Consider the following 22057-nt stretch of genomic DNA (forward strand, 5'->3'; position numbering starts at 1 on the left):
TACCGCGGCTATGGCGCATCGGGCAACTCACGCAGCAGCCGATGCAGATGTCCGCTGGAGGCAAAGCCGAGATGCACGCTGACGCTGGCCGCTGACCAGCCCGCTGCGATCAGTGCGCGCGCATGGGTCGCCAGCATGCGTCGCCGGACCGCTACGGGGCTGACACCGAACTCGATCCGGCAGGCGCGCTGCAAATGGCGGACCGATACGCCGAGTTCCGCGGCCACGGCATCGACCGACGGCAGGCGCAAATCGCGCTCGAGCGCAACGGTGAAGCGGCGTACCATGCGCAACGCCAGCGACGCGGGTTCCTCCGGCATCGCCAGCGGCCGGCTCGCCATGATCTGCTCGACGATGGCACGCACCAGCCACGATGCGCTCGACGCGGAAATCGTCGGCGCAAGCAGTGCCTCGAGCATCGCAATGGTTGCCGCGTCCAGCCTGACCGCGCCGAACGGCCGGCACCCGGCCAGGCGATCCGGCGGCAGATAGAGCTCGCCGTGCTGCTGGCGTCCGGGCTCGGACGCCGTCAGGTGGGACGTGGACGCTGGCAACAGCACCGCAGTGCCGCGCACGAGCGTGGCGGCATGCGGGCCATCGGACTCGCCGGGCATTTCGTCCCACAACGTCCGGAGCCGGCCCATGCGCGGCCACAGCAGCATGCCGCAGTCGTGGATGTGCCATTCACGGCGGAAACCGGGCTGGCGGCTGTCGTGCAGCGCAAACCCATGTGTCGCGGTCAGGTGGAGCTTCGGTGACAGATGCGGAGCGGCGGCCATCGCAGGCGTTTCCCGGGGACGGAGAATCGGAATGCCATCGATCATACGCGGCGTGCCGGCTTTGGACGCCGAAGCTGCCGGCGCAGGCATGCAATCTCCATACCAGAATATCCAGGACGCCACATGGCGGGTTTTGAATCTGCGCTATCGGCAAGCGGTCCTGCCCCACCCTTCCCGACGGCTCTGTGAACAGGCACACTGTCGCTGCCCGGACAGGAACGCCCCGCTGGCATGTGCTAGCGAGGTCGACGCCAACTCAAGTCCGTCTGAACAAGGAAAACACACCATGATCACCAGCGCACGCAACCAGTTCTCCGGCGAAGTCGCCCAGGCCCGCCACGGCGCGGTCAATGACGAAGTCATCCTGCGCCTGGCCGGCGGCCAGGAGATCGTCGCCACGGTGACCAGCGAAAGCGCCACGCGGCTCGCGCTCGCCCCCGGCAAGAAGGCGGCGGCGATGGTCAAAGCCACGTCGGTGATCGTCATGGTCGATGTGGATGCCAGCAAGGTGTCGGCCCGCAACGCAGTGAGCGGCAAGGTCACCGATATCAAGAAGGGCGCGGTCAATACCGACGTGACCATTACCGACGACAAGGGCCTGGCGATTTCCGCGATCATCACCAACAGCAGCAGCGACCGGCTCGGACTGGCCGTAGGCAAGGCCGCGGTGGCGGTGTTCAAGGCTTCCAGCGTGATCGTGGCGGTGGACTGAGTCGCAAAGACTCGGCAGCTCAGGCTCGCCAGGGGTTCATGACCATGCGGTTGACCGCAATGGCCTGGCGCGGCTCTCGCTCGACGTAGTGGGGAAACGTGCTAGCGATGATGCTCCTGGTCGTCGCTGTCCGCGCGGCCCCCGAGGCCAAGGCCCATGCCGCCGCCTCCACCACCTTTCCCTCCGCCAGCGCCGCCAGCCCCGCCCTCTCCCTTGCCCCGCGTAGCGCCGGGCCGTGTCGGTCCCTGTCTCGGGATCGCGATCTCGCGCGGCACCGGATCGAGATCGAGCACATCGCGGATAAAGTTGCGCAGCGAAACGACCAGTTCCGCGGTATGCACCGGACGTCCGGCAACGAGTTCGCTCGCGGCAGCAGCAGCCAGCCGCACCTGCTCTTCGGTGCCAAGCAGGATCACGTCGGACAGCGCCGCCTCGACCGCATCGCGGATACGGCGGGCACGGTCGGTGGCCGGCAGGCCGCCCTGGATTGCCGGCTGCGCGCCGGCCTCCGGCGCGGGCGCCGTACCTGCTCGTTCGGCCTGGAGCCGCAGCTCGCGCAGATGCGAAGGGTCAACGGCCAGGTTGCCTGTGAACGATCCGCCTAGCGCCTTGTATGCTGCAATCAGGGTGCGCAGGCGTTCGTTGATCTGGCGATTCTCGCGTTCGCGGCGCTGCTGGACCGTCTGCATCAGCAGCAGCCGGATGCCCACGCCCATCAGCGTGATGACGGCGAGTCCGGCCAAAGAGAACAGCAGCCCCTGCCAGGAACTGAAATCCAGGGTGCGCATACGCGGTCTCCGTTCGCTGCGGGGGGCCAAACCGTATTGTAGGTAACACCCACGGAGCCAGCGGGTATCCCGCGATGCGGGATGGCACTCAAGGCAGGACAAGTTCCGGACGAAAACCCTGAGGCGGGCGTCCTGGCTGCGATGCCGGGAATGCCGCTTATCCTTCAACCCTTTTCAGGAACTGAAAACATGAGCACATCCATTGTCAGCGCGCTCAATGCCGCCGATCCGGGCTCGGATCAGGTATCGCTGCTGATGCTGCGCAAGACGCTGGACCTGCAGGCCCAGAGCGTGGCCAGCCTGGTGCAGTCGGCGACCGCCGCAGCACCGGTCGCCAGCAACCCGCCCCATCTTGGCCAGAACATCGACGTAAAGGTCTGAGTCCGGACCGCGGTGTTGCTGGTGCGACGCCGCCGATACGCAAGAAAAGCCCCGCGTTCGCGGGGCTTTCATTTTTTTTCCTGCAGGCCAGATGCCGGCGTCTGATTCGGGCCGCCGGGCTGACGCTGTCGGACGCCGCGGCCATGCTGGGGACATCGCCATCGGATCTGCTCCTCGCGCTTTGCGGGAAGTTCCAATCTTTCCGGGCGGCAGAGTTGCTCGGTTGGCTTGATCGCCTGAACTTCCCGTTGCAGTTGAAGAGCCGCTAGCGGCCGGTCGCCTGGAGAGGCATCAGGGCGCCGGGTTGCCGGAGCTGCCGGCAACCCTTGGATGGGCGGAACTTATCGCGGTGCGAGCCATGAGTAGCAGGTCCCAGTGCTCCTCCGTAATGTCGGATATCCAGGTATCGTGCGTCGCCATGGGCAACACGAGTAGCGTGGATGTCCCCCGGCTGGCGAGTTGCTTTTGAAGCGTCAGTCCCGCCTGAGGACCCACCAGTTCGTCCTGACCGGCTACCAGCACGGCGGAAAGCCCATGATAGTTCGCGAGCGCCGCGCTGGAATCAAACGGAGATTTCAATAGCAGGCGGACCGGAATAAACCACATCTTATGAGCCGCTGTCTCTCGCAGACTGGTGAACGGCGTGATCAGCACCAGCTTGTCTACGCGCTCAGGCATGGCAGCGGCAATTTGCGCCGCCACGCCACTCCCCAAAGACTCACCGACAAGTGTCACGCGTCCAGGCCAGCGCTGCGAAATCTCGCGCATCAAGGCCATCGCAGAGGGAACGATGGTGGCCTGTGACGGCTTTCCCGGGTTGGGGCCAAAGCCGGGATACTCGGCCAGAACAAGGCGGTATCCCCGGGTGTTGAAGACCTTGGCCAGGCCAAGACGCTCGAAGGCATCGCCATCGTTTCCGTGAAAGAAGAGCGCTGTCTTTGTCGATGCATCAACGACTGGGGGCTCGACCACGATCGCATTCAAGCCCGGAATGATCTGGGCTTTGGCTTCCCCCGCCTTTTCCCGCCACAGTGACTGGTCGGCCGTCACCGGGAAGTAGATGAAGTGATCCTGGCGCACATACATCCACACCAAAAGCAGGCAGTAGATCAGCACGGCAATGTGCGGCGTTTTTCTTAAGGCTAGCCGAACTTGCATAGGAAGAGCCCTTGCTAACGTCATGCGCCCACTTGCGGTATCGTCGGAAAGCGAAAAAACTCGCAAACGACGGCTCCGTCGATGATGGTACGCCAGTACCGTCACTGATGGTGGCCTGCGGCCAGAGTCAGGCGAAGACAAGACGGTTCGCCTAAACTTTTGACAGAACGACTAGGAGCCTTGCCATGTCCTGCCTCCAGGTGTTTCGCGCTTGCCGCGTCCTCGGCGCCGCGATGGTCGGGCCTACGATTCTCGTCGGGGTGGCACTCGCCCTCGGTGGCTGCGAGGGCGTTCCGCGAGATACCGCATCGACGCCGCCTCCGCCTCGTCAGCCAATCGCGACAAGCGATGACCAGTATCCGGCACCGCGGTCCGAGCGCGACACGCGCACCCCTCCGGCACCAGCACGCTAGGCGATTACCCGGCGATGGTCGGCCGGCTGAACAAAAAAGAAAGGGCAACCACAAGGGTTGCCCAAGGCAAAATTCTCACACCCGACTATGCATCCGTTGTCGCCAATGGCGCCCCCGCAGACAGGGGGCGGTCATTGGTGGTGGGGCGGCGTCTGGGTGCAGCGGAGAACCTTACAGGTTCACGCTATCAGCGACTTCCTTGAAGTCCTCGATCTGGTCGAAGTTCATGTACTTGTAGATCTTGTCGCCATTCTGGTTGATGACGCCAATATCGGCCATGTACTCGTCCTTCGACGGGATCTTGCCCAGACGCGAGCAGATCGCGGCCAGTTCGGCCGAGCCCAGGTACACGTTGGTGTTCTTGCCCAGACGGTTCGGGAAGTTGCGGGTCGAGGTCGACATCACCGTCGCGCCTTCGCGCACTTGTGCCTGGTTACCCATGCACAGCGAGCAGCCCGGCATTTCGGTACGCGCGCCAGCCGTGCCGAACACGCCGTAGTGGCCTTCCTCGGTCAGCTGCTTCTGGTCCATCTTGGTCGGCGGAGCCACCCACAGCTTGACCGGGATGTCGCGCTTGCCTTCCAGCAGCTTCGAAGCGGCACGGAAGTGGCCGATGTTGGTCATGCACGAACCGATGAACACTTCGTCGATCTTGGCGCCGGCGACTTCCGACAGCGTCTTCACGTCGTCCGGGTCGTTCGGGCAGGCCACGATCGGCTCATGCACGTCGGCCAGGTCGATCTCGATGACGGCTGCGTATTCGGCGTCTGCATCCGGAGCCAGCAGTTCCGGCTTGGCCAGCCACGCTTGCATGGCTTCGATACGGCGCTGCAGGCTGCGCGGATCCTGGTAGCCCTGGGCGATCATCCACTTCAGCAGCGTGATGTTGCTGTTGATGTATTCGATGATCGGTTCCTTGTTCAGGTGCACCGAGCAACCGGCGGCCGAACGCTCGGCGGAAGCATCCGACAGTTCGAACGCTTGCTCGACCTTCAGGTCGGGCAGGCCTTCGATTTCGAGGATACGGCCCGAGAAGATGTTCTTCTTGCCTTGCTTGGCCACGGTCAGCAGGCCTTGCTTGATCGCGTACAGCGGGATCGCGTTGACCAGGTCACGCAGGGTCACGCCAGGCTGCATCTTGCCCTTGAAGCGGACCAGCACCGATTCCGGCATGTCCAGCGGCATCACGCCGGTGGCAGCGGCAAAGGCGACCAGGCCCGAACCGGCCGGAAAGCTGATGCCGATCGGGAAGCGGGTGTGCGAGTCGCCGCCGGTGCCAACGGTGTCGGGCAGCAGCATGCGGTTCAGCCACGAGTGGATCACGCCGTCGCCCGGACGCAGCGAGATACCGCCGCGGGTCGAGATGAACTCGGGCAGCGTGTGGTGCGTCTTGACGTCGACCGGCTTCGGATACGCGGCGGTGTGGCAGAACGACTGCATCACCAGGTCGGCCGAGAAGCCCAGGCAGGCCAGGTCCTTCAGCTCGTCACGGGTCATCGGGCCGGTGGTATCTTGCGAGCCCACCGAGGTCATCTTCGGTTCGCAGTACGTGCCCGGACGGATGCCCTGGCCTTCGGCCAGGCCGCACGCGCGGCCGACCATCTTCTGCGCCAGCGTGAAGCCCTTGCCGGTATCGGCCGGGTTCTGCGGCAGGCGGAACAGCGTCGACGGGGCCAGGCCCAGCGCTTCGCGTGCCTTGGCGGTCAGGCCACGGCCCACGATCAGCGGAATGCGGCCGCCGGCGCGGACTTCGTCGAACAGCACGTCGGACTTGACCTTGAACTCGGAGATCACTGCGCCGTTCTTCAGGGCCTTGCCTTCGTACGGGCGCAGTTCGACCACGTCGCCCATTTCCATCTGCGACACGTCCAGCTCGATCGGCAGCGCGCCGGCGTCTTCCATGGTGTTGTAGAAGATCGGGGCGATCTTGCTGCCCAGGCACACGCCGCCGAAGCGCTTGTTCGGGATGAAGGGGATGTCTTCACCGGTGAACCACAGCACCGAGTTGGTGGCCGACTTGCGGCTCGAACCGGTACCAACCACGTCGCCAACGTAGGCAACCAGGTTGCCCTTTTCGGCCAGCGACTGGATGAACTGGATCGGGCCGCGCTTGCCGTCTTCTTCCGGCTGGAACGCCGCGCCTTCGCGCTTGTTCTTCAGCATGGCCAGCGCGTGCATCGGGATGTCCGGGCGCGTGGTGGCGTCCGGGGCCGGCGACAGGTCGTCGGTATTGGTTTCGCCCGGCACCTTGAACACGGTGATGGTCAGGCTTTGCGGCACTTCCGGGCGGCTGGTGAACCACTCGGCGTCGGCCCAGCTTTGCAGCACGGCCTTGGCGTTGGCGTTGCCCTTGTCCGCGAGTTCCTTGACGTCATGGAAGGCGTCGAACATCAGCAGGGTCTTCTTCAGCGCCTCAGCGGCGACGGTGCCGACTTCGGCATCGGCCAGCAGCGAGATCAGCGGGGCGATGTTGTAGCCGCCGAGCATGGTGCCCAGCAGTTCGGTCGCCTTGGCGCGCGAGATCAGCTTGCAGCTGTCCTTGCCCTGGGCGACGGCGGCCAGGAAGGCAGCCTTGACCTTGGCGGCATCATCGACGCCGGCGGGCACGCGGTTGGTGATCAGGTCGACCAGGACCTGTTCTTCGCCGGCCGGCGGATTCTTCAGCAGGTCGACCAGCTCGGCGGTCTGCTTTGCCGACAGCGGCAGCGGAGGAATGCCAAGCGCGGCGCGTTCGGCAACATGGGCGCGATAGTTTTCAAGCATGGGAACCTGCTTAGTAATTAGGTTGTAGAAATTCCGTTGACGTCGCGATTGTAGTCGGAAGCGCCGCCCCGGTCAAATGTCTTATATCTTATATAAGAGTGAAAAATAAAAATCTCTTTCCAAACAACCACTTACAAACTAGTGAATCTGTCGACCAGCATGATCGACTACCCGAGTAGTGTAGTAGGGATTGATGACGGCGCCAGGCATTTGGCATCAGCCCAAAACCCCCGCCGATCTCGGCCGGCGTGGGGTGCGCACCGGCAACTCAAGTTCCGCGGGCAATACGCGTTAACCATGCAGCAGGCGCGCACCGCACGCCGGCTGGCGCAGCCATGCCTGCTCCCTTTCCGCTCAAACGGCCAAGCTGAAAGGGTTTCTCCCTTTTTTTCGGCCCTTTGCTGGCCTGCGATTCCGCAAGAATGGCAGGCATTCCGATACAGGCTTCTCATGGCGAACACGGCTTCTCCTTCCCAGGTTGGCGGCACCTCAAGCAAGCGAGGCCGCATGCTGCTGATTGGCGGCGGCGTGCTGATCCTGGCTCTGGGCGCCGGAGGATTCGTGCTGGGCAACATCCTGAGCAACCGGCAGCCCGCGGCACCCGCTGCACCGGCCGCGCCCGTGATCCCGCCGCCCATCTTCGTGCCGCTGGACGCCTTCACCGTGAACCTCAAGGGCGAGGACGGCGATCGCTTCCTGCATACCGGCCTGTCCCTGAAAGTGGCGGACGCCGACACGCAGGCGCGCATGACCCAGTACCTGCCCGAAGCCCGCAGCCGCATTCTGCTGCTGCTGTCAGCCCGGCAACCGGCGGATCTCGCCACGGTGGAAGGCAAGCGCAAGCTGGCCGACGACATCCGCAACGCGATCAATCAGCCGTTCGCGACGGGACTGCCGCCGCAGCGCGTGCTCGACGTGTTGTTCACCTCTTTCGTGGTGCAGTAAGCACTTTGCCCTGCCCCGACAGCCAACCCGATATGAAACTGCCATCCGCCTTTCAGCACCGCCACCAACGCACCCGCATGCTTGCGGGCCGCCGTGCGCGCTGACGTGGATATGGACAGTTCGATTCACACCGCAGCATAAGGGGCAGGACACCAGATGGCCTATGACAAGTTCCTCTCGCAGGACGAGGTAGACGAGCTGCTCAAGGGTGTTTCCGGCGAAGCCGACACGCCCAAGGCGAGCGAGCCCGCCGCGCCCGACGAGGGCGGCGTGCGCCCGTACAACCTCGCCACGCAGGAACGCGTGATCCGCGGGCGGCTGCACACGCTCGAGATCATCAACGAACGCTTTGCGCGTTCGCTGCGCACGGCGCTGTTCAACTTCATCCGCCGCGGCGCGGACATCACCGTGGGCAGCGTGCGCATCGAGAAGTTCGGCGATTTCGCGCGCAACCTGCCGATGCCGACCAACCTGAACCTGGTCCACATGAAGCCGCTGCGTGGCACGGCACTGTTCGTGTACGACCCGAACCTGGTGTTCCTGGTGGTCGACAACCTGTTCGGCGGCGACGGCCGCTTCCACACCCGCGTGGAAGGCCGTGACTTCACCCAGACCGAGCAGCGCATCATCCAGCGCATGCTGGAGATGACGCTGACCAGCTACGGCAATGCCTGGCGCACCGTGTATCCGATCGAGACCGAATACGTCCGCTCCGAGATGCACACCAAGTTTGCAAACGTCGCCACGGTCAATGAGGCCGTGATCACCACCGCCTTCCACATCGAACTGGGCGCCGTGGGCGGACAGCTGCATGTCTGCCTGCCCTACGCCATGATCGAGCCGCTCAAGGACCTGCTGATGAATCCGCTGCAGGACGAGAAGGAGGTCGACAAGAGCTGGCTCGCGAAACTGTCCACGCAGTTGCGCGCGGCCGATGTGGAAGTCGTGGCCGAGTTCACGCACGTGCAAAGCACCGTGGCGGAAGTCCTGGCGCTGCGCGCCGGCGACGTGCTGCCGATCGAGCTGCCGGAGCACGTGTTCGGCAAGGTGAACGGCGTGCCCGTCATGCAATGCGGATTCGGCACGATCAACGGCCAGTACGCGCTGCGGGTAGAGCGAATGATCAATCACCAAGACAGCGATTCCAACAAGGAAACCGATCATGACTGACGGCATCGAGGACAAGCCGGTCGATCCGATGGACGACTGGGCCAGCGCGCTGGCGGAACAGACCAGCGCCACTGCGGCCGAAGCCCCGGTAGCGGCCGCCATCCCGGCCACCGCCACCGTCTTCCCGCCGCTGGCCAAGGAAGCACCGAGCGGCTTCCAGAACGATATCGAGATGATCCTCGATATCCCCGTACAGCTCACGGTCGAGCTGGGCCGCACCAAGGTGCCCATCAAGAACCTGCTGCAGCTTGCGCAGGGCTCCGTGGTGGAACTGGACGGGCTGGCCGGCGAGCCGATGGACGTGCTGGTCAACGGCTACCTGATCGCGCAGGGCGAGGTGGTGGTCGTGAACGACAAGTTCGGCATCCGCCTGACGGACATCATCACGCCGTCCGAACGCATCCGCAAACTCAACAAATGAACGCCGTAGCCCGCCTGCGGCGTGCCGTCCTGCCGCTCGCGGCGGTCGGCGCGCCATGCCTGGCCCATGCAGCCGAAGGCGGTAGCCCCGCCATCAGCGGCGCGGCCAGCCTGGCGCAGGCCGGGCTCGGGCTGTTCGGCGTCATTGCGCTGATCCTCGGGCTCGCCTGGGTGGCGCGCCGTGCAGGCCTGGTGCGCCACGGCCCGCAGGGCATGATGAAGGTAATCGGCAGCACCATGCTCGGCGCGCGCCAGCGGCTGGTGCTGGTCGAGGTGGGCGACACCTGGCTGGTGCTCGGCGTGAGCGCTGGCGAAATCCGCACCTTGCACAGCATGCCGGCAGGACAGGCGACGCCATCGGCGCCGTCCGGCCCCGGCGGCAAGACTTCCGGCGGCAGCTTTGCCGAAAAGCTGCTGCGCTCGATGCAGGAAAACTTCAAGTCATGAACACCGAGCGCGCCGCCACACCGCGGCGCAAGACGCAATTCCAAGCGCTGGCCATCGGCAGCGCGCTACTGGTGGCCGTGCTGGCGCTGGCACTCACGCCGGCCCCCGTGCTCGCGCAGGCGCTGCCCGGCGTAACGAGCAAACCCGGCCCGGGCGGCGGCCAGATCTGGTCGCTGTCGATCCAGACGCTGGTCCTGCTGACCTCGCTCAGCTTCCTGCCGGCGGCCGTGCTGATGATGACCGGCTTCACCCGCATCGTCATCGTGCTGGGGCTGCTGCGCAACGCACTCGGCACGGCATCGTCGCCGCCGAACCAGGTACTGGTGGGCCTGTCGCTGTTCCTGACCTTCTTCGTGATGAGCCCCGTGCTTGATCGCGTCTACAACGACGCCTACAAGCCGCTGTCCGAGAACAGGATCAGCCTCGAGACCGCGATGGCGAAGGCGGCGGAGCCGCTCAAGGGTTTCATGCTCAAGCAGACCCGCGAGAAGGATCTCGCCATGTTCGCGCAGATGGCCAAGGCGCCGGAAATGCAGGGCCCCGAAGAGGTGCCGATGAGCATTCTGGTTCCGGCCTTCGTCACGAGCGAACTCAAGACCGCGTTCCAGATCGGCTTTACGATTTTCATCCCGTTCCTTGTCATCGACCTCGTCGTCGCCAGCGTACTGATGGCAATGGGCATGATGATGGTGCCGCCCGCCTCGATTTCGCTGCCATTCAAGCTGATGCTATTCGTGCTCGTGGATGGCTGGCAGCTGCTGCTGGGCTCGCTGGCGCAGAGCTTCATGAATTGACCCGCCCCGACTGAACCTGGCCATGACTCCGGAAACCGTAATGACCATCGCGGCCCACGCGATGAAGATGACGCTGATGCTGGCGGCGCCGCCGCTGCTGGTGGCCCTTGCCGCCGGCCTGGTGGTGAGCCTGTTCCAGGCCGCCACGCAGATCAACGAAATGACGCTGACCTTCATTCCGAAGCTGATCGCGCTGTTCGCCACGCTGGTGCTGGCCGGCCCGTGGATGATCAACGCCATGGTGGACTACATGCGTGAAATCCTCCAGAGCATTCCTGCGATGGCGCACTGACGCCGTCGTTGCCGCCACCCGCATCCCGCCGTGATCGAAGTCACCAACGCGCAGCTCTATGGCTGGATCGCGGCCTTCCTGTGGCCGTTCTTCCGGCTGCTCGCGCTGATCGGCACGGCGCCGCTGTTCGGTGAATCGACCATTCCTGGCCGCGTCAAGGTGGGCCTGGCTGCGCTCATCGCGATGGTGGTCTCGCCCACGCTCGGCAGCCTGCCCGTAGTGCCGGTCTACTCCTGGCAAGGCCTGATCATCATCCTCAACGAGGTTGGCATCGGGCTGGCCACGGGTTTCACCATGCGGCTGGTGTTCGCGATCGTGCAGCAGGCTGGTGAAATCATCGGCATGCAGATGGGCCTGGGCTTCGCCTCGTTCTTCGACCGCGCCGCCGGCGGACAGACCATGGTGCTGGCGCGCTTCCTCAATATCATCGCCGTGCTGCTGTTCCTGGCCATGGATGGCCACCTGCTGATGCTTGGCGCGCTGGTCGACAGCTTCCAGGGCCTGCCCATCGGCGCTACGCCGGTATCCGGCGAAGGCTGGCATGCCGTCGCGCGTGCAGGCAGCATGGTGTTCTCGTCCGGTCTGCTGCTCGCGCTGCCGATGATCGCCGCGCTGCTGACGCTGAACCTTGCCATGGGCATTCTGAACCGCGCGTCGCCGCAGCTGTCGATTTTTGCGGTCGGCTTCCCGGTCACGCTGTCGGGCGGTCTTCTCGTGCTGGCCCTGGTCATGCCGCAGATGGGCAGCTACATGCAGCACATGATCGAAGCGGGACTGGACGCGGTGAACACGGTGCTGAGCCAGTTCGCGCGCTGAGGCGCGCGTGGCGAATCGTCCCGCCGGACATGGCGGGACGCGATTTCCTCACAGTGGCCGATTAGTTCGGCACCCTCTCAATGCGCCAGCAGTTGCGCAGCATCGTGGCACTCATAGCCAAGATCGTGCGCGACCTCCTTGCATGTCACCTTGCCGAACGCCACGTTCAGGCCGTTGGCAAGGTGCGGATTGTCCGCCAATGCCGCCTTCCAGCCTTTGTCCGCGATCTGCAGGGCGAATGGCAGCGTGGCGTTGTTGAGCGCGTAGGTCGAGGTACGCGGCACCGCCCCCGGCATATTGGCCACGCAATAGTGCAGCACCTGGCCGACCAGATAGGTCGGATCCGCGTGCGTCGTCGCCTTGGCGGTCTCGCAGCAGCCGCCCTGGTCAATAGCCACATCCACGATGACCGAACCCGGCTTCATCGCGTCCACCATGCCGGCCGTCACCAGCTTGGGCGCGGCCGCGCCAGGAATCAGCACGCCGCCGATGACGAGATCGGCCGACAGCACGTGGCGCTCCACGTTATCCTGGTTGGAGTAGACCGTCATCACGCGGGCGCCCAGCAAGCGGTCCATGCGCCGCAGCACGTCGATATTGCGGTCGATCACCACCACGTGGGCGCCTGTACCCACGGCGATCTGCGCCGCATTGCTGCCCACCACGCCGCCGCCGAGAATCACGATCTTGGCCGGCTCCACGCCCGCCACGCCGCCGAGCAGAACGCCCATGCCGCCGCGCGCCTTCTCCAGGCAGTGTGCCCCGGCCTGCACCGACATGCGGCCGGCGACCTCCGACATCGGCGCCAGCAGCGGCAAGCCGCCGCCGGCCTGGGTGACGGTCTCATACGCAATACAGACCGCGCCACTGCGGACCAGATCGGCGCACTGGTCCGGATCCGGCGCCAGGTGCAAGTAGGTATAGAGAATTTGCCCCTCGCGCAGCATGGCGCGCTCGTTGGCCTGCGGCTCCTTGACCTTCACGATCATTTCCGCGTTGGCGAAGATCTCCTGCGCCGTATCGACGATGGTGGCACCGGCCTTGCGGTAATCGGCATCGCTCGCGCCGATGCCAGCGCCGGCCGTCGTCTGTACGAGCACGTGGTGGCCGTGTGCCGTCATCTCGCGCACCGACGATGGCGTCAGGCCGACGCGATACTCATGGTTCTTGATTTCCTTCGGTACTCCGATCCTCATTGCTGTCTCCTGTTTGAATGGTGTGCAAATCCGGTACGGTGGCGCCGCCGTCTTACCAGGGCAGCGAGTAGGTCTTGGTATTGCAGAAGCTCTTCATCGCTTCGAGCACGCCTTCCTTGTAGCCCAGCCCGGAGTCCTTGATGCCGCCGAACGGCGTCATCTCGAGCCGGTAGCCCGGGACTTCGCGGACATTGACGGTTCCCACGTGCAACTCGCGGATAAAGCGCGTGATGTGGTCGAGCCGGTTGGTGCAGACCGACGACGACAGCCCGTAGGCCGTGCCGTTGGAAATCCGGATGGCGTCGTCGATATCCTTGAAGCGGATCACCGGTGAGACAGGGCCAAAGGTCTCGTGCCTGACCACGGCCATTTCCGGGTCCACATGGTCGAGCACCGTAGGCGCGTAAAGCGCGCCGTCGCGCTTGTGGCCCGCGAGCAGGCGCGCACCACCGGCGATGGCGGCATTCACCACGGACTCGAACTGGATGGCCGCGGCCTCGTCGATCACTGTGCCCATATCGGTAGCGGGATCCAGCGGATCGCCGTACTTCACGTCCTGCGTCTTGGCCACCAGCAGTTCGACAAAGCGGTCGGCCACGGACTCCTGCACCAGCATCCGCTTCACTGCCGTGCAGCGCTGACCGGAGTTCTTGTACGAGCCGCCCGCTGCCAGCGTGGCGGCTTCTTCGAGGTCGGCATCTTCCATCACGATGATCGGATCGTTGCCGCCCAGCTCCAGCACCTGGCGCTTGTAGGCTGCCTTGGCCGCGATGTATTTGCCGATCGACACGCCGCCGGTGAAGGTGACGAGATCCACGTACTGGCTGGTCAGCAGCTCGTCCGCAATCTCGCGCGGGTCGCCGGTGACCACCGACAGCATCTGCGGCGGCAGGCCGGCCTCATAGAGGATGTCGGCCAGCGCGAAGGCAGCCAGCGGCGTCTTCTCGCTCGGCTTGAGGACCATGCGGTTGTTGGTCGCCACGGCCGGCGCGACCTTGTGGATCACCTGGTTGAGCGGGTGATTGAATGGCGTGATGGCCGAGATGGCGCCCAGCAGCGGTTCCTTGAGCGTATAGACCTTGCGGCTCTTGCCATGGGGCGTGAGATCGCAGGAGAAAACCTGGCCGTCGTCCACAAGTGCCTGGTTGGCGGCGAACAGCAGCACGTCGGAAGCGCGGCCGACCTCGTAAAGGGTGTCTTTCATCGACAGTCCTGATTCCAGCGTAATCAGCGTCGCGATCTCTTCCTTGCGCTTTGCGATGAGCTCGCCGGCGCGCATCAGGATGCGATAGCGCTCGTAGCGGGTCAGGGTCGGGCGGTACTGGTGCGCGATGCGCAGGGCGCGGCGCACGTCTTCGATATTGGCCTTCGGCACGGTGGCGATGACTTCCCCGGTGTAGGGATAGGTCACTTCGATCACGCGATCGCGATAGACCTTTTCGCCGGCAATGCGCAGCGCTTCATGGCGGATGTTGGAAGTGGCTGGCGTGCTCATGGTTGTCTCCTGTTGATCTCGGTCGGCAGGCGCGACTGTCCCCCCGCCCCTGCGCGAGGGGCGTGTCAGGACAGCAGGCAGGAATGCTGGAAGGCGCCGTCAGGCGGCGTGGTTCAACGCGAGGTCGAGTGCGTCGAAGTTGCGCAGGCGGCGGTTCGGCTGCAAGCCAACCATCGACCGATTGCACAGCAGCGGCACGACCTGCTCCGACACCCCGCCGTGGGAGCGCAGCGGCGCGTCGAGGCCGGACAGGTCATGCCTGGACTTCGATGTGCCGATCACGACGTTCTGGCGCGAGACCGCGACGATGTCGCCGATGCGGTCTGGCGGCAGCCCGAAGCGCTCGGCGGCCTCCTGGCGGGTGAGCACGCTTTCCATGCCGTCGATGTCGGCGATCCGCGGAATCCAGCGGGCGGCGCTCTCGGCGTCCGGCGTATAGATGGTGGCAAACGAGCCCAGCGCGCCGTGGTGGACCACGTAGGGATCGGTAATGGGCAGGATCACGCGGGCGGTGCCTTCGCCGTACCAGTTGTCGAGCTGATCCTGCAGGTAGATGACGTTGGGCTCGCCGGTGGCGCCGTGCTTGTCGTTCATGCCATGGTCGGCGGTCAGCACGATGGTGGCGCCCAGCGCATCGAGCTGGCCCAGGTAGCCGTCCATCATCTTGTAGAAGGCGTTGGCGGCCTGGCTGCCCGGGGCTGCCTTGTGTTGCACGTAGTCCGTGGTGGACAGATACATCAGGTCGGGCCGCTCACGCTCCATCAGCTTGACGCCAGCGGCAAACACGAATTCGGACAGCTCGGCGCTGTAGACCGACGGCACCGGCATACCCACCATCTCCACGACGCCGGTAATGCCGTTTTCCTCCTGCGTGACCTGGTCGGCCTTTTCCGACGAGAAGCAGATGCCATGCATGCCATGGCCGAGCAGCTTGCGCAGCTTGTCCTTGGCGGTGACCACGGCCACCTTGGCCCCGGCGTTCGCGAAGGCCGCGAGCACGGTGCCAGCGCGCAGGTACTTGGGATCGTTCATCATCACTTCGGCGCCTAGTTCCCGATCGAAGAAATAGTTGCCGCAGATGCCGTGGACCGACGGCGGCGCGCCTGTGACGATGGACAGGTTGTTGGGGTTAGTGAACGAGGGGATCACGCAGTCGCCCAGCAGGCTCGTGCCGTGCTGCATGACCTTCCGCAGGAAAGGTGCCACGCCTGCTTCGGTAGCAGCGTGCAGGTATTCCGGCGCGCAGCCGTCCACGCATACCACGACCACCGGGCGGTTCATCCAGCGGTAGGTCCTGCCATTGACTTCAATGCGTTCAGCCTTGGTCGTTCCCATTTCCAATCCCCTTGGTGATGAGCGTCAGCTCATGGTTCCTTGTTGCTTTCCGGATGCACCTTGCGGTGCGCCTTGAGCATGCGTACGCGGCTGGCGGCCACGTGTGCGCGCAACGCGGCGCCGGCATGCCGGGCATTGCCCGCCACAATGGCGTCCACGATCGCGCGGTGTTCGTCGGCGGACACATCGAGCCCTCCGCCCTGGGTCAGCGCCTGCATGCGGAACAGGTGCAGCTCCTTCACCAGCCGCCGGTAGGTCTCGGTCAGCTTGTTGCTGCCCGCGTGTTCCAGCAGCAGTTCATGGAACCGCAGGTTCAGCGAGGCGTACTCGGCCGCTTCCTTCTTGTTGGCGACCTCTTCCATGGCCCCCAACAACTGGTTCAGTTCGCTCACCAGCGTCGGGTTGACGCGCTGCGCCACCCGCTTGCCGATGATTTCCTCCAGGGCCTCGCGCAGTTCATAGATCTCATCGGCCTCTTCCACCGAAATCTCGCGCACGAAGACCCCGCGGTTCTTCTCGTTGCGGACCAGCCCCGCTTCCTCCAGCGCGCGCAGCGCTTCGCGGATCGGACCGCGGCTGGTGCCAAAGCGCGCAGCGATATCGCTCTCGTTGATACGCGTGCCCGGTGGCAGTTCGCCGGTCATGATCAGGCGTTCGATTTCCTCCTGCACCAGCATCGGCAGCGAGCTTGAACGCAATAGTTGGATGGCGTCGGTCATTCCCATGGCTCCATTAAAGTTTCCAATCTGTAGATTGTCAACAGTTTTCAATCTTACGTTGACAGTCTGCAGACTACGTTCTACATTGAGTTCATCTTACCGCAGGGTGCGCCACGACATACCGCGGAAGGCGTAGCGCAGACAACAGATCTGACTAACAGGAGACCGAGAATGAAGAATCCCCTCGCCATGGCGCTTTGCGCCTCCGCGCTGGTATGCACGACAGGCATCGCTTCCGCGCAGCAAAAGACCACGCTTACGGTCTACACAGCGCTGGAAACGGACGCGATGAAGCTCTACAAGGACGGCTTCGAGAAAGCCAACCCTGATATTGAAGTGCGCTGGGTACGTGACTCCACCGGCATCGTGACCGCGCGCCTGCTGGCCGAAAAGGCCAACCCGCAGGCTGACGTGGTAGCGGGGCTGGCCGCCAGCAGCCTGGTGCTGCTGTCACAGGAAGGCATGCTGCAGGGCTACGAGCCCAAGGGCTTCCAGCAACTGACCTCCAACTATTCCGATACCGCGCGGCCGCCGCAGTGGGTCGGCATGGACGTCTGGGCGGCCACGATCTGCTTCAACCGCGTGGAAGCGCAGAAGCTGGGCCTGCCCAAGCCGGAAACCTGGAAGGATCTGGCCAAGCCGATCTACAAGGGCCGCATCACGATGCCGCACCCGGCTTCGAGCGGCACCGGCTACCTCGATGTAGCGGCCTGGCTGCAGATGTGGGGAGAGGCCGATGGCTGGAAGTACATGGACGGCCTGCACGAGAACATCGCCCAGTATGTGCACTCCGGCTCCAAGCCGTGCAAGCAGGCGGCGACCGGCGAATTCCCGATCGGCATCTCGTTCGAATTCCGCGGTCACCAGGTGCGCAAGTCCGGTGCCCCGGTCGACCTGATCTTCCCGACCGAAGGCCTGGGCTGGGACATCGAGGCCACCAGCATCATGAAGACGACCAAGAAGCTGCCCGAGGCCAGGCGCTTCGCCGACTGGATGGCCAGCCGCGATGCGAACCAGATCAGCTCTACCTGGTGGGCCGTGGTGGCCTACCCCGGCATCGCCAAACCACTGGACGGCATTCCGCCCAACTATGAAAGCCGCTTCGCCCGCAACGACTTCCAGTGGGCCGCCAAGAACCGCTCGCGCATCCTGGCCGAGTGGAGCAAGCGCTACGACAGCAAGGCTGAAGCCAAGTAAGCCACGCCGGGGAGGCGCTCGCCGCCTCCCGACTCAGTACTGCTCGTTACCGCCATCGCCATCGCCATGGCCATCGCAGCCATCACCACATTGTGGGGACCCCCATGGAAATGACCAGCGCCAAGTTCGTCGCCACGCGCGCCGGCAGCGTGCCCGCCCTCGAGATCCAGGGCGTGCGCAAGGAATTCGAAACCTTCACCGCCTTGCGGCATATCGACCTGACCGTCTACCAGGGCGAGATGCTGTGCTTCCTCGGCCCGTCGGGCTGCGGCAAGACTACGCTGCTGCGCATCATTGCCGGACTGGAGAAGCAGACCGCCGGCACCATCCTCCAGCTCGGGCGCGATATCTCCGCCTTGCCTCCCGCCAGGCGCGACTACGGCATCGTGTTCCAGTCGTATGCGCTGTTCCCGAACCTGACGATCGCCGATAACGTGGCCTATGGCCTCGTGAACCGTCGCACCGGCCGGGCCGAGATCGCGCAGCGGGTGCAGGAACTGCTCGACCTGGTAGGCCTGCCGAGCTCCGGGCGCAAGTACCCCAGCCAGCTATCGGGCGGCCAGCAGCAGCGCGTCGCGCTGGCACGTGCGCTGGCAACCCGACCGGGCCTGCTGCTGCTCGACGAACCCCTGTCCGCGCTCGATGCGCTCGAACGCGTGCGCCTGCGCGGCGAGATCCGGCGCCTGCAGCAGCAAGTGGGCGTGACCACCATCATGGTCACGCACGACCAGGAAGAGGCCCTGTCCATGGCCGACCGGATCGTCGTCATGAACCATGGTGTCATCGAGCAGGTCGGCACGCCGCTGGAGGTCTACGAACGCCCGGCCACACCCTTCGTGGCGGACTTTGTCGGGCGCGTGAACGTGCTGGCCGGCACGGCGCTCGGGGGCCGGCGCTTCCGCGTGGGCACGCTGGAACTGACTTGCGAGGGCTGCAGCCGCGAATTCGAGCCCGGCACGGCCGTCAATCTCTACCTTCGCCCCGAAGACCGCCACATCGGCCAGTTCGGCGGCGACACGCCCAACCAGCTGACCGTCAACATCGAGAAGGTCGAGTTCCTCGGTGACACCTGCATGGCCGAGGCGAGCTGCGAGCACCTTGGCGGCCAGTCGCTGTGCCTGCAGTTCACCCTCGACCAGTTCCACGATCACGGCATCCGCGCCGGCCAGCCCCTGCGCATTGCGCTGCGTGCCAGCCGCATCCAGGCCTTCGCAGCGACTGGAGCAAAACGATGAAAGAGATCGCCCTTCCCCAGATGCCGTCCCAGGCGCCCAAAGCCACCACGACAAGCTGGCTGGCCCGCTGGAACTGGGACGAAATCATCGCGCGCGCGGTGCTGGCCTGCGTGCTGGTAGCGCTGTTCCTCTTCCTGCTGGCGCCGATGTGCGCCATCCTGGCCAATGCCGTGCTCGATCGCGACGGTCATTTTGTCGGACTGGCCCACTTCGCCGCCTACATCCGGACACCGTCGCTGCTGCAGTCGGCACGCAACTCGGTGATGCTGGCCGCGAGCGTGGTCGGCATCTCCGTGCCACTGGCCTTCGTCTTCGCCTATGCGCTGACACGCAGCACGCTGCCGGCGCCGCTGAAGGCAGTGTTCCGGCTGATTGCACTGATCCCGCTGCTGGCCCCGTCCCTGCTTTCCGCCATCTCCTTCGTGCAGTGGTTCGGCAACCAGGGCGTGCTCAAGCCGCTGCTTGGCGGAGCATCGATCTACGGCGCGCGGGGCATCATCATCGCGGAGGTCTACAACACCTTCCCCCATGCACTGATGATTCTTGTCACGGCGCTGTCGCTCGCCGACGGCCGCCTCTACGAAGCCGCCAGCGCGCTCGGCGCCAGTACCCGGCGCAAGTTCTTCAGCGTAACCCTGCCCTCCTGCAAGTACGGCCTGATCAGCGCGGCGACCGTGACGTTCACCTATGTCATCTCCGACTTCGGCGCGCCCAAGGTGATTGGCGGTGACTTCAACGTGCTGTCCATCGATGTGTTCAAGCAGGTGATCGGCCAGCAGAACTTTTCGATGGGCGCGGTAGTCGGTGTGCTCCTGCTGGTGCCGTCCGTCCTCTCGTTCATGATCGACGCCGTGGTACGCCGCAAGCTGCGCGCCCAGCTCACCGCGCGTTCGGTGCCCTACGTGCCCAAGCCCAATGCCTGGGCCAACGCGCTGCTCGGTGGCTACTGCATGCTGGTTTGCGCGCTGTTGCTCGCCGTGGTCGGCATGGCGATCTATACCTCGCTGATCAAGCTGTGGCCCTACGACCTGACGCTGGGCCTGCAGAACTACCACATCGTGCTGTTCGAAAGCGACATGGCCAGCGCCTACAAGAACAGCCTGGTACTCGCCACCGCCACGGCGCTGTCGGGCTCGCTCATTGTCTTTACCGGCGCCTACCTGATCGAGAAGACCCGCAACCTCGGGCTGATGCGGCCGGTCATGCATTTCCTGGCCGTGCTGTCGATGGCCGTGCCGGGTCTGGTGCTGGGCCTGGGCTACGTGATCTTCTTCAACCACCCGTCGAACCCGCTCAACTTCCTCTACAACACGATGATCCTGGTCATCCAGTCGACCATCATCCACTACTACACGTCGAGCCACCTCACGGCCATCACCGCGCTCAAGCAGATCGATAACGAGTTCGAAGCCGTCTCGGCCTCGCTCAAGGTGCCGCAATGGCGCACGTTCCTGCGCGTGACGCTGCCGGTATGCCTGCCTGCGGTGCTGGACATCGCCCGCTATTACTTCGTGGTGTCGATGTCGACGCTGTCGTGCGTGATCTTCCTCTACACGCCGGAAACCATCCTCGCCTCCGTCGCCATCATGCATATGGACGATGCCGGCGACATCGGCCCCGCGGCCGCTCTTGCCAGCCTGATCGTGCTGACATCCACCGCCATCTGCGTGGTCTATGCCCTTTGCACCCGTGTGCTGCTGCGACGCACGCAGGGCTGGCGCGACCTGGCCCGCCACTGAGCGCCGCTATCCCGAGAAACCGAGATACCGACAAGCCAACAGACCAGAACCCAACGTCAGGAGACACCCATGACCGCCACGCCCTACCCCATCCTGCTCACTCCCGGCCCGCTCACCACATCTGACCGCACGCGCCAGGCCATGCTGCGCGACTGGGGCTCGTGGGACACTGACTTCAACGCCATTACCGCCCGCATTCGCCAGCAGGTGCTGGCGATCGCCCACGGCGAAGGCACGCATGAATGCGTGCCCCTGCAGGGCAGCGGTACCTTCTCCGTGGAGGCCGCCATCGGCACGCTGGTGCCGCGCGACGGCCATGTGCTGGTGCCTGTGAACGGCGCCTATTGCCAGCGCATCGCCAGGATCTGCAAGACCCTTGGCCGGCGCCTGTCCACCATCGACTATGCCGAGGACCGCCCGATGCGGGCTGCGGATATCGACCGCCAGCTAGCTGCGGACAGCACCATCACCCACGTCGCGGTCGTGCACTGCGAAACCGGCACGGGCGTGCTCAACCCGCTGGACGAGATCGCCCAGGTCGTGGCGCGGCATGGGCGCGGCCTGATCGTCGATGCGATGAGCTCGTTCGGCGCGATCGACATCGACGCTCGCACTACCCCGTTCGATGCCGTCATTGCGGCCTCCGGCAAATGCCTGGAAGGCGTGCCGGGCATGGGCTTCGTGATCGCGCGGCGCACGGCGCTGGAGCGCTGCGAAGGCAACAGCCATTCCCTTTCGCTCGACCTCTATGACCAGTGGAAATACATGGAACGGACCACGCAGTGGCGCTTCACGCCGCCGACGCACGTGGTCGCCGCGCTTGACCAGGCGCTCCAGCAATATGTGGAAGAAGGCGGACTCCCGGCACGCGGCGCGCGCTACGCTCGCAACTGCCAGTTACTGGTGGATGGCATGGAGGTGCTTGGCCTGAAGCCCTACCTGGAGCGCAAGGTGCAGGCCCCGATCATCGTCACGTTCCATGCGCCGGCCGACCCGCGCTATGACTTCAAGACTTTCTATCAGGCCGTCAAGCAGCGCGGCTACATCCTGTATCCGGGCAAGCTGACCGAGATCGAGACCTTCCGCGTGGGATGCATCGGCCATTTCGGAGACGCCGGCATCCCCGGCGCGGTGAAGGCCATCGGCGAAGTGCTGGCCGGGATGGGCGTCGAGGTCGGGACGACCGTCGACGCGTGACGGGAAAGCCTGGACGATTGATTTGAGCTTGGCTGACATGGCCAGGACGCACCGGCAAAGCAGCCG

Annotated in this window: 21 protein-coding genes; 13 read left to right on the forward strand and 8 right to left on the reverse strand. The window is 64.7% G+C overall.

Translation table 11 applies throughout. From position 1 onward, the window contains the following. Nucleotides 1-8: 8 nt before the first annotated feature. Complete coding sequence (locus KHO41_RS28225) at nt 9-869, reverse strand: helix-turn-helix transcriptional regulator (RefSeq protein ID WP_342344478.1); 861 nt, start codon at nt 867-869, stop codon at nt 9-11. 196 nt (nt 870-1065) lie between these two features. Between KHO41_RS28225 and KHO41_RS28230 the strand changes: the two genes are divergently transcribed. After that, complete coding sequence (locus KHO41_RS28230) at nt 1066-1491, forward strand: TOBE domain-containing protein (protein WP_211956545.1); 426 nt, start codon at nt 1066-1068, stop codon at nt 1489-1491. Nucleotides 1492-1592: 101 nt separating this feature from the next. Here KHO41_RS28230 and KHO41_RS28235 read toward each other — a convergent pair whose 3' ends face one another. Next, nucleotides 1593-2279, reverse strand: coding sequence for a hypothetical protein (locus tag KHO41_RS28235; protein ID WP_211956546.1), 687 nt, complete (start codon nt 2277-2279; stop codon nt 1593-1595). 189 nt (nt 2280-2468) lie between these two features. Here KHO41_RS28235 and KHO41_RS28240 point away from each other — a divergent pair, with 189 nt between their 5' ends. After that, nucleotides 2469-2660, forward strand: a complete 192-nt coding sequence (locus tag KHO41_RS28240) for a YjfB family protein (RefSeq protein ID WP_211956547.1) — start codon at nt 2469-2471, stop codon at nt 2658-2660. Nucleotides 2661-2951: 291 nt separating this feature from the next. On the opposite strand, the gene KHO41_RS28245 is transcribed toward KHO41_RS28240, so the two are convergent. Together KHO41_RS28245 and acnB are read right to left on the reverse strand one after the other, a co-directional pair. Beyond that, entirely contained in the window at nt 2952-3776 is an 825-nt protein-coding gene (locus KHO41_RS28245; protein WP_211956548.1) for an alpha/beta hydrolase, read from the reverse strand. A 626-nt stretch (nt 3777-4402) separates the two neighbouring features. Further along, entirely contained in the window at nt 4403-6994 is a 2592-nt protein-coding gene (gene acnB / locus KHO41_RS28250) for a bifunctional aconitate hydratase 2/2-methylisocitrate dehydratase (RefSeq protein ID WP_211956549.1), read from the reverse strand. A 450-nt stretch (nt 6995-7444) separates the two neighbouring features. On the opposite strand from acnB, the gene fliL reads away from it, so the two are divergent. The 7 genes from fliL (at nt 7445) to fliR (ending at nt 11878) form a co-directional block, all read left to right on the forward strand. After that, nucleotides 7445-7939, forward strand: coding sequence for a flagellar basal body-associated protein FliL (fliL, locus tag KHO41_RS28255; protein WP_211956582.1), 495 nt, complete (start codon nt 7445-7447; stop codon nt 7937-7939). Between the two features lie 156 nt (nt 7940-8095). After that, entirely contained in the window at nt 8096-9109 is a 1014-nt protein-coding gene (fliM, locus tag KHO41_RS28260; RefSeq protein WP_011301989.1) for a flagellar motor switch protein FliM, read from the forward strand. Further along, nucleotides 9102-9530, forward strand: coding sequence for a flagellar motor switch protein FliN (gene fliN, locus KHO41_RS28265; RefSeq protein WP_211956550.1), 429 nt, complete (start codon nt 9102-9104; stop codon nt 9528-9530). Before fliM ends, fliN begins: the two co-directional genes overlap by 8 nt. After that, nucleotides 9527-9976: a flagellar biosynthetic protein FliO gene (gene fliO / locus KHO41_RS28270; protein ID WP_211956551.1), complete on the forward strand. Its 450-nt coding sequence runs from the start codon at nt 9527-9529 to the stop codon at nt 9974-9976. Before fliN ends, fliO begins: the two co-directional genes overlap by 4 nt. Beyond that, nucleotides 9973-10770 (forward strand): flagellar type III secretion system pore protein FliP, encoded by a 798-nt coding sequence (gene fliP / locus KHO41_RS28275; protein WP_211956552.1) that lies wholly within the window; start codon nt 9973-9975, stop codon nt 10768-10770. Before fliO ends, fliP begins: the two co-directional genes overlap by 4 nt. Nucleotides 10771-10792: 22 nt before the next feature. Next, on the forward strand, nt 10793-11062 hold the full coding sequence (gene fliQ, locus KHO41_RS28280) for a flagellar biosynthesis protein FliQ (RefSeq protein ID WP_211956553.1): 270 nt from the start codon (nt 10793-10795) through the stop codon (nt 11060-11062). 30 nt (nt 11063-11092) lie between these two features. After that, nucleotides 11093-11878, forward strand: a complete 786-nt coding sequence (gene fliR, locus KHO41_RS28285; RefSeq protein WP_211956554.1) for a flagellar biosynthetic protein FliR — start codon at nt 11093-11095, stop codon at nt 11876-11878. Between the two features lie 77 nt (nt 11879-11955). Here the strand turns inward: fliR and ald are convergent, their stop codons facing one another. The 4 genes from ald to KHO41_RS28305 form a co-directional block, all read right to left on the reverse strand. Further along, entirely contained in the window at nt 11956-13074 is a 1119-nt protein-coding gene (gene ald, locus KHO41_RS28290) for an alanine dehydrogenase (RefSeq protein ID WP_211956555.1), read from the reverse strand. A 52-nt stretch (nt 13075-13126) separates the two neighbouring features. Beyond that, nucleotides 13127-14569: a phosphonoacetaldehyde dehydrogenase gene (gene phnY / locus KHO41_RS28295; protein WP_211956556.1), complete on the reverse strand. Its 1443-nt coding sequence runs from the start codon at nt 14567-14569 to the stop codon at nt 13127-13129. A 99-nt stretch (nt 14570-14668) separates the two neighbouring features. After that, nucleotides 14669-15904: a phosphonoacetate hydrolase gene (phnA, locus tag KHO41_RS28300; RefSeq protein ID WP_211956557.1), complete on the reverse strand. Its 1236-nt coding sequence runs from the start codon at nt 15902-15904 to the stop codon at nt 14669-14671. Nucleotides 15905-15933: 29 nt separating this feature from the next. Further along, nucleotides 15934-16623, reverse strand: a complete 690-nt coding sequence (locus KHO41_RS28305; RefSeq protein ID WP_211956558.1) for a phosphonate utilization associated transcriptional regulator — start codon at nt 16621-16623, stop codon at nt 15934-15936. Between the two features lie 171 nt (nt 16624-16794). On the opposite strand from KHO41_RS28305, the gene KHO41_RS28310 reads away from it, so the two are divergent. The 4 genes from KHO41_RS28310 (at nt 16795) to KHO41_RS28325 (ending at nt 21991) form a co-directional block, all read left to right on the forward strand. After that, nucleotides 16795-17820, forward strand: coding sequence for a putative 2-aminoethylphosphonate ABC transporter substrate-binding protein (locus KHO41_RS28310; protein ID WP_211956559.1), 1026 nt, complete (start codon nt 16795-16797; stop codon nt 17818-17820). 104 nt (nt 17821-17924) lie between these two features. After that, nucleotides 17925-19055 (forward strand): putative 2-aminoethylphosphonate ABC transporter ATP-binding protein, encoded by a 1131-nt coding sequence (locus tag KHO41_RS28315; protein WP_211956560.1) that lies wholly within the window; start codon nt 17925-17927, stop codon nt 19053-19055. Then, nucleotides 19052-20794, forward strand: a complete 1743-nt coding sequence (locus KHO41_RS28320) for a putative 2-aminoethylphosphonate ABC transporter permease subunit (protein WP_244874067.1) — start codon at nt 19052-19054, stop codon at nt 20792-20794. The genes KHO41_RS28315 and KHO41_RS28320 overlap by 4 nt, the downstream gene beginning before the upstream one ends. A 69-nt stretch (nt 20795-20863) precedes the next feature. Next, nucleotides 20864-21991 carry a 2-aminoethylphosphonate--pyruvate transaminase gene (locus KHO41_RS28325; protein ID WP_211956561.1) on the forward strand — a complete coding sequence of 376 codons (1128 nt, stop codon included), beginning with the start codon at nt 20864-20866 and terminating at the stop codon, nt 21989-21991. Nucleotides 21992-22057 lie beyond the last annotated feature (66 nt).

Source organism: Cupriavidus numazuensis (assembly GCF_905397435.1).
GTDB classification, from domain to species: Bacteria; Pseudomonadota; Gammaproteobacteria; order Burkholderiales; family Burkholderiaceae; genus Cupriavidus; species Cupriavidus numazuensis.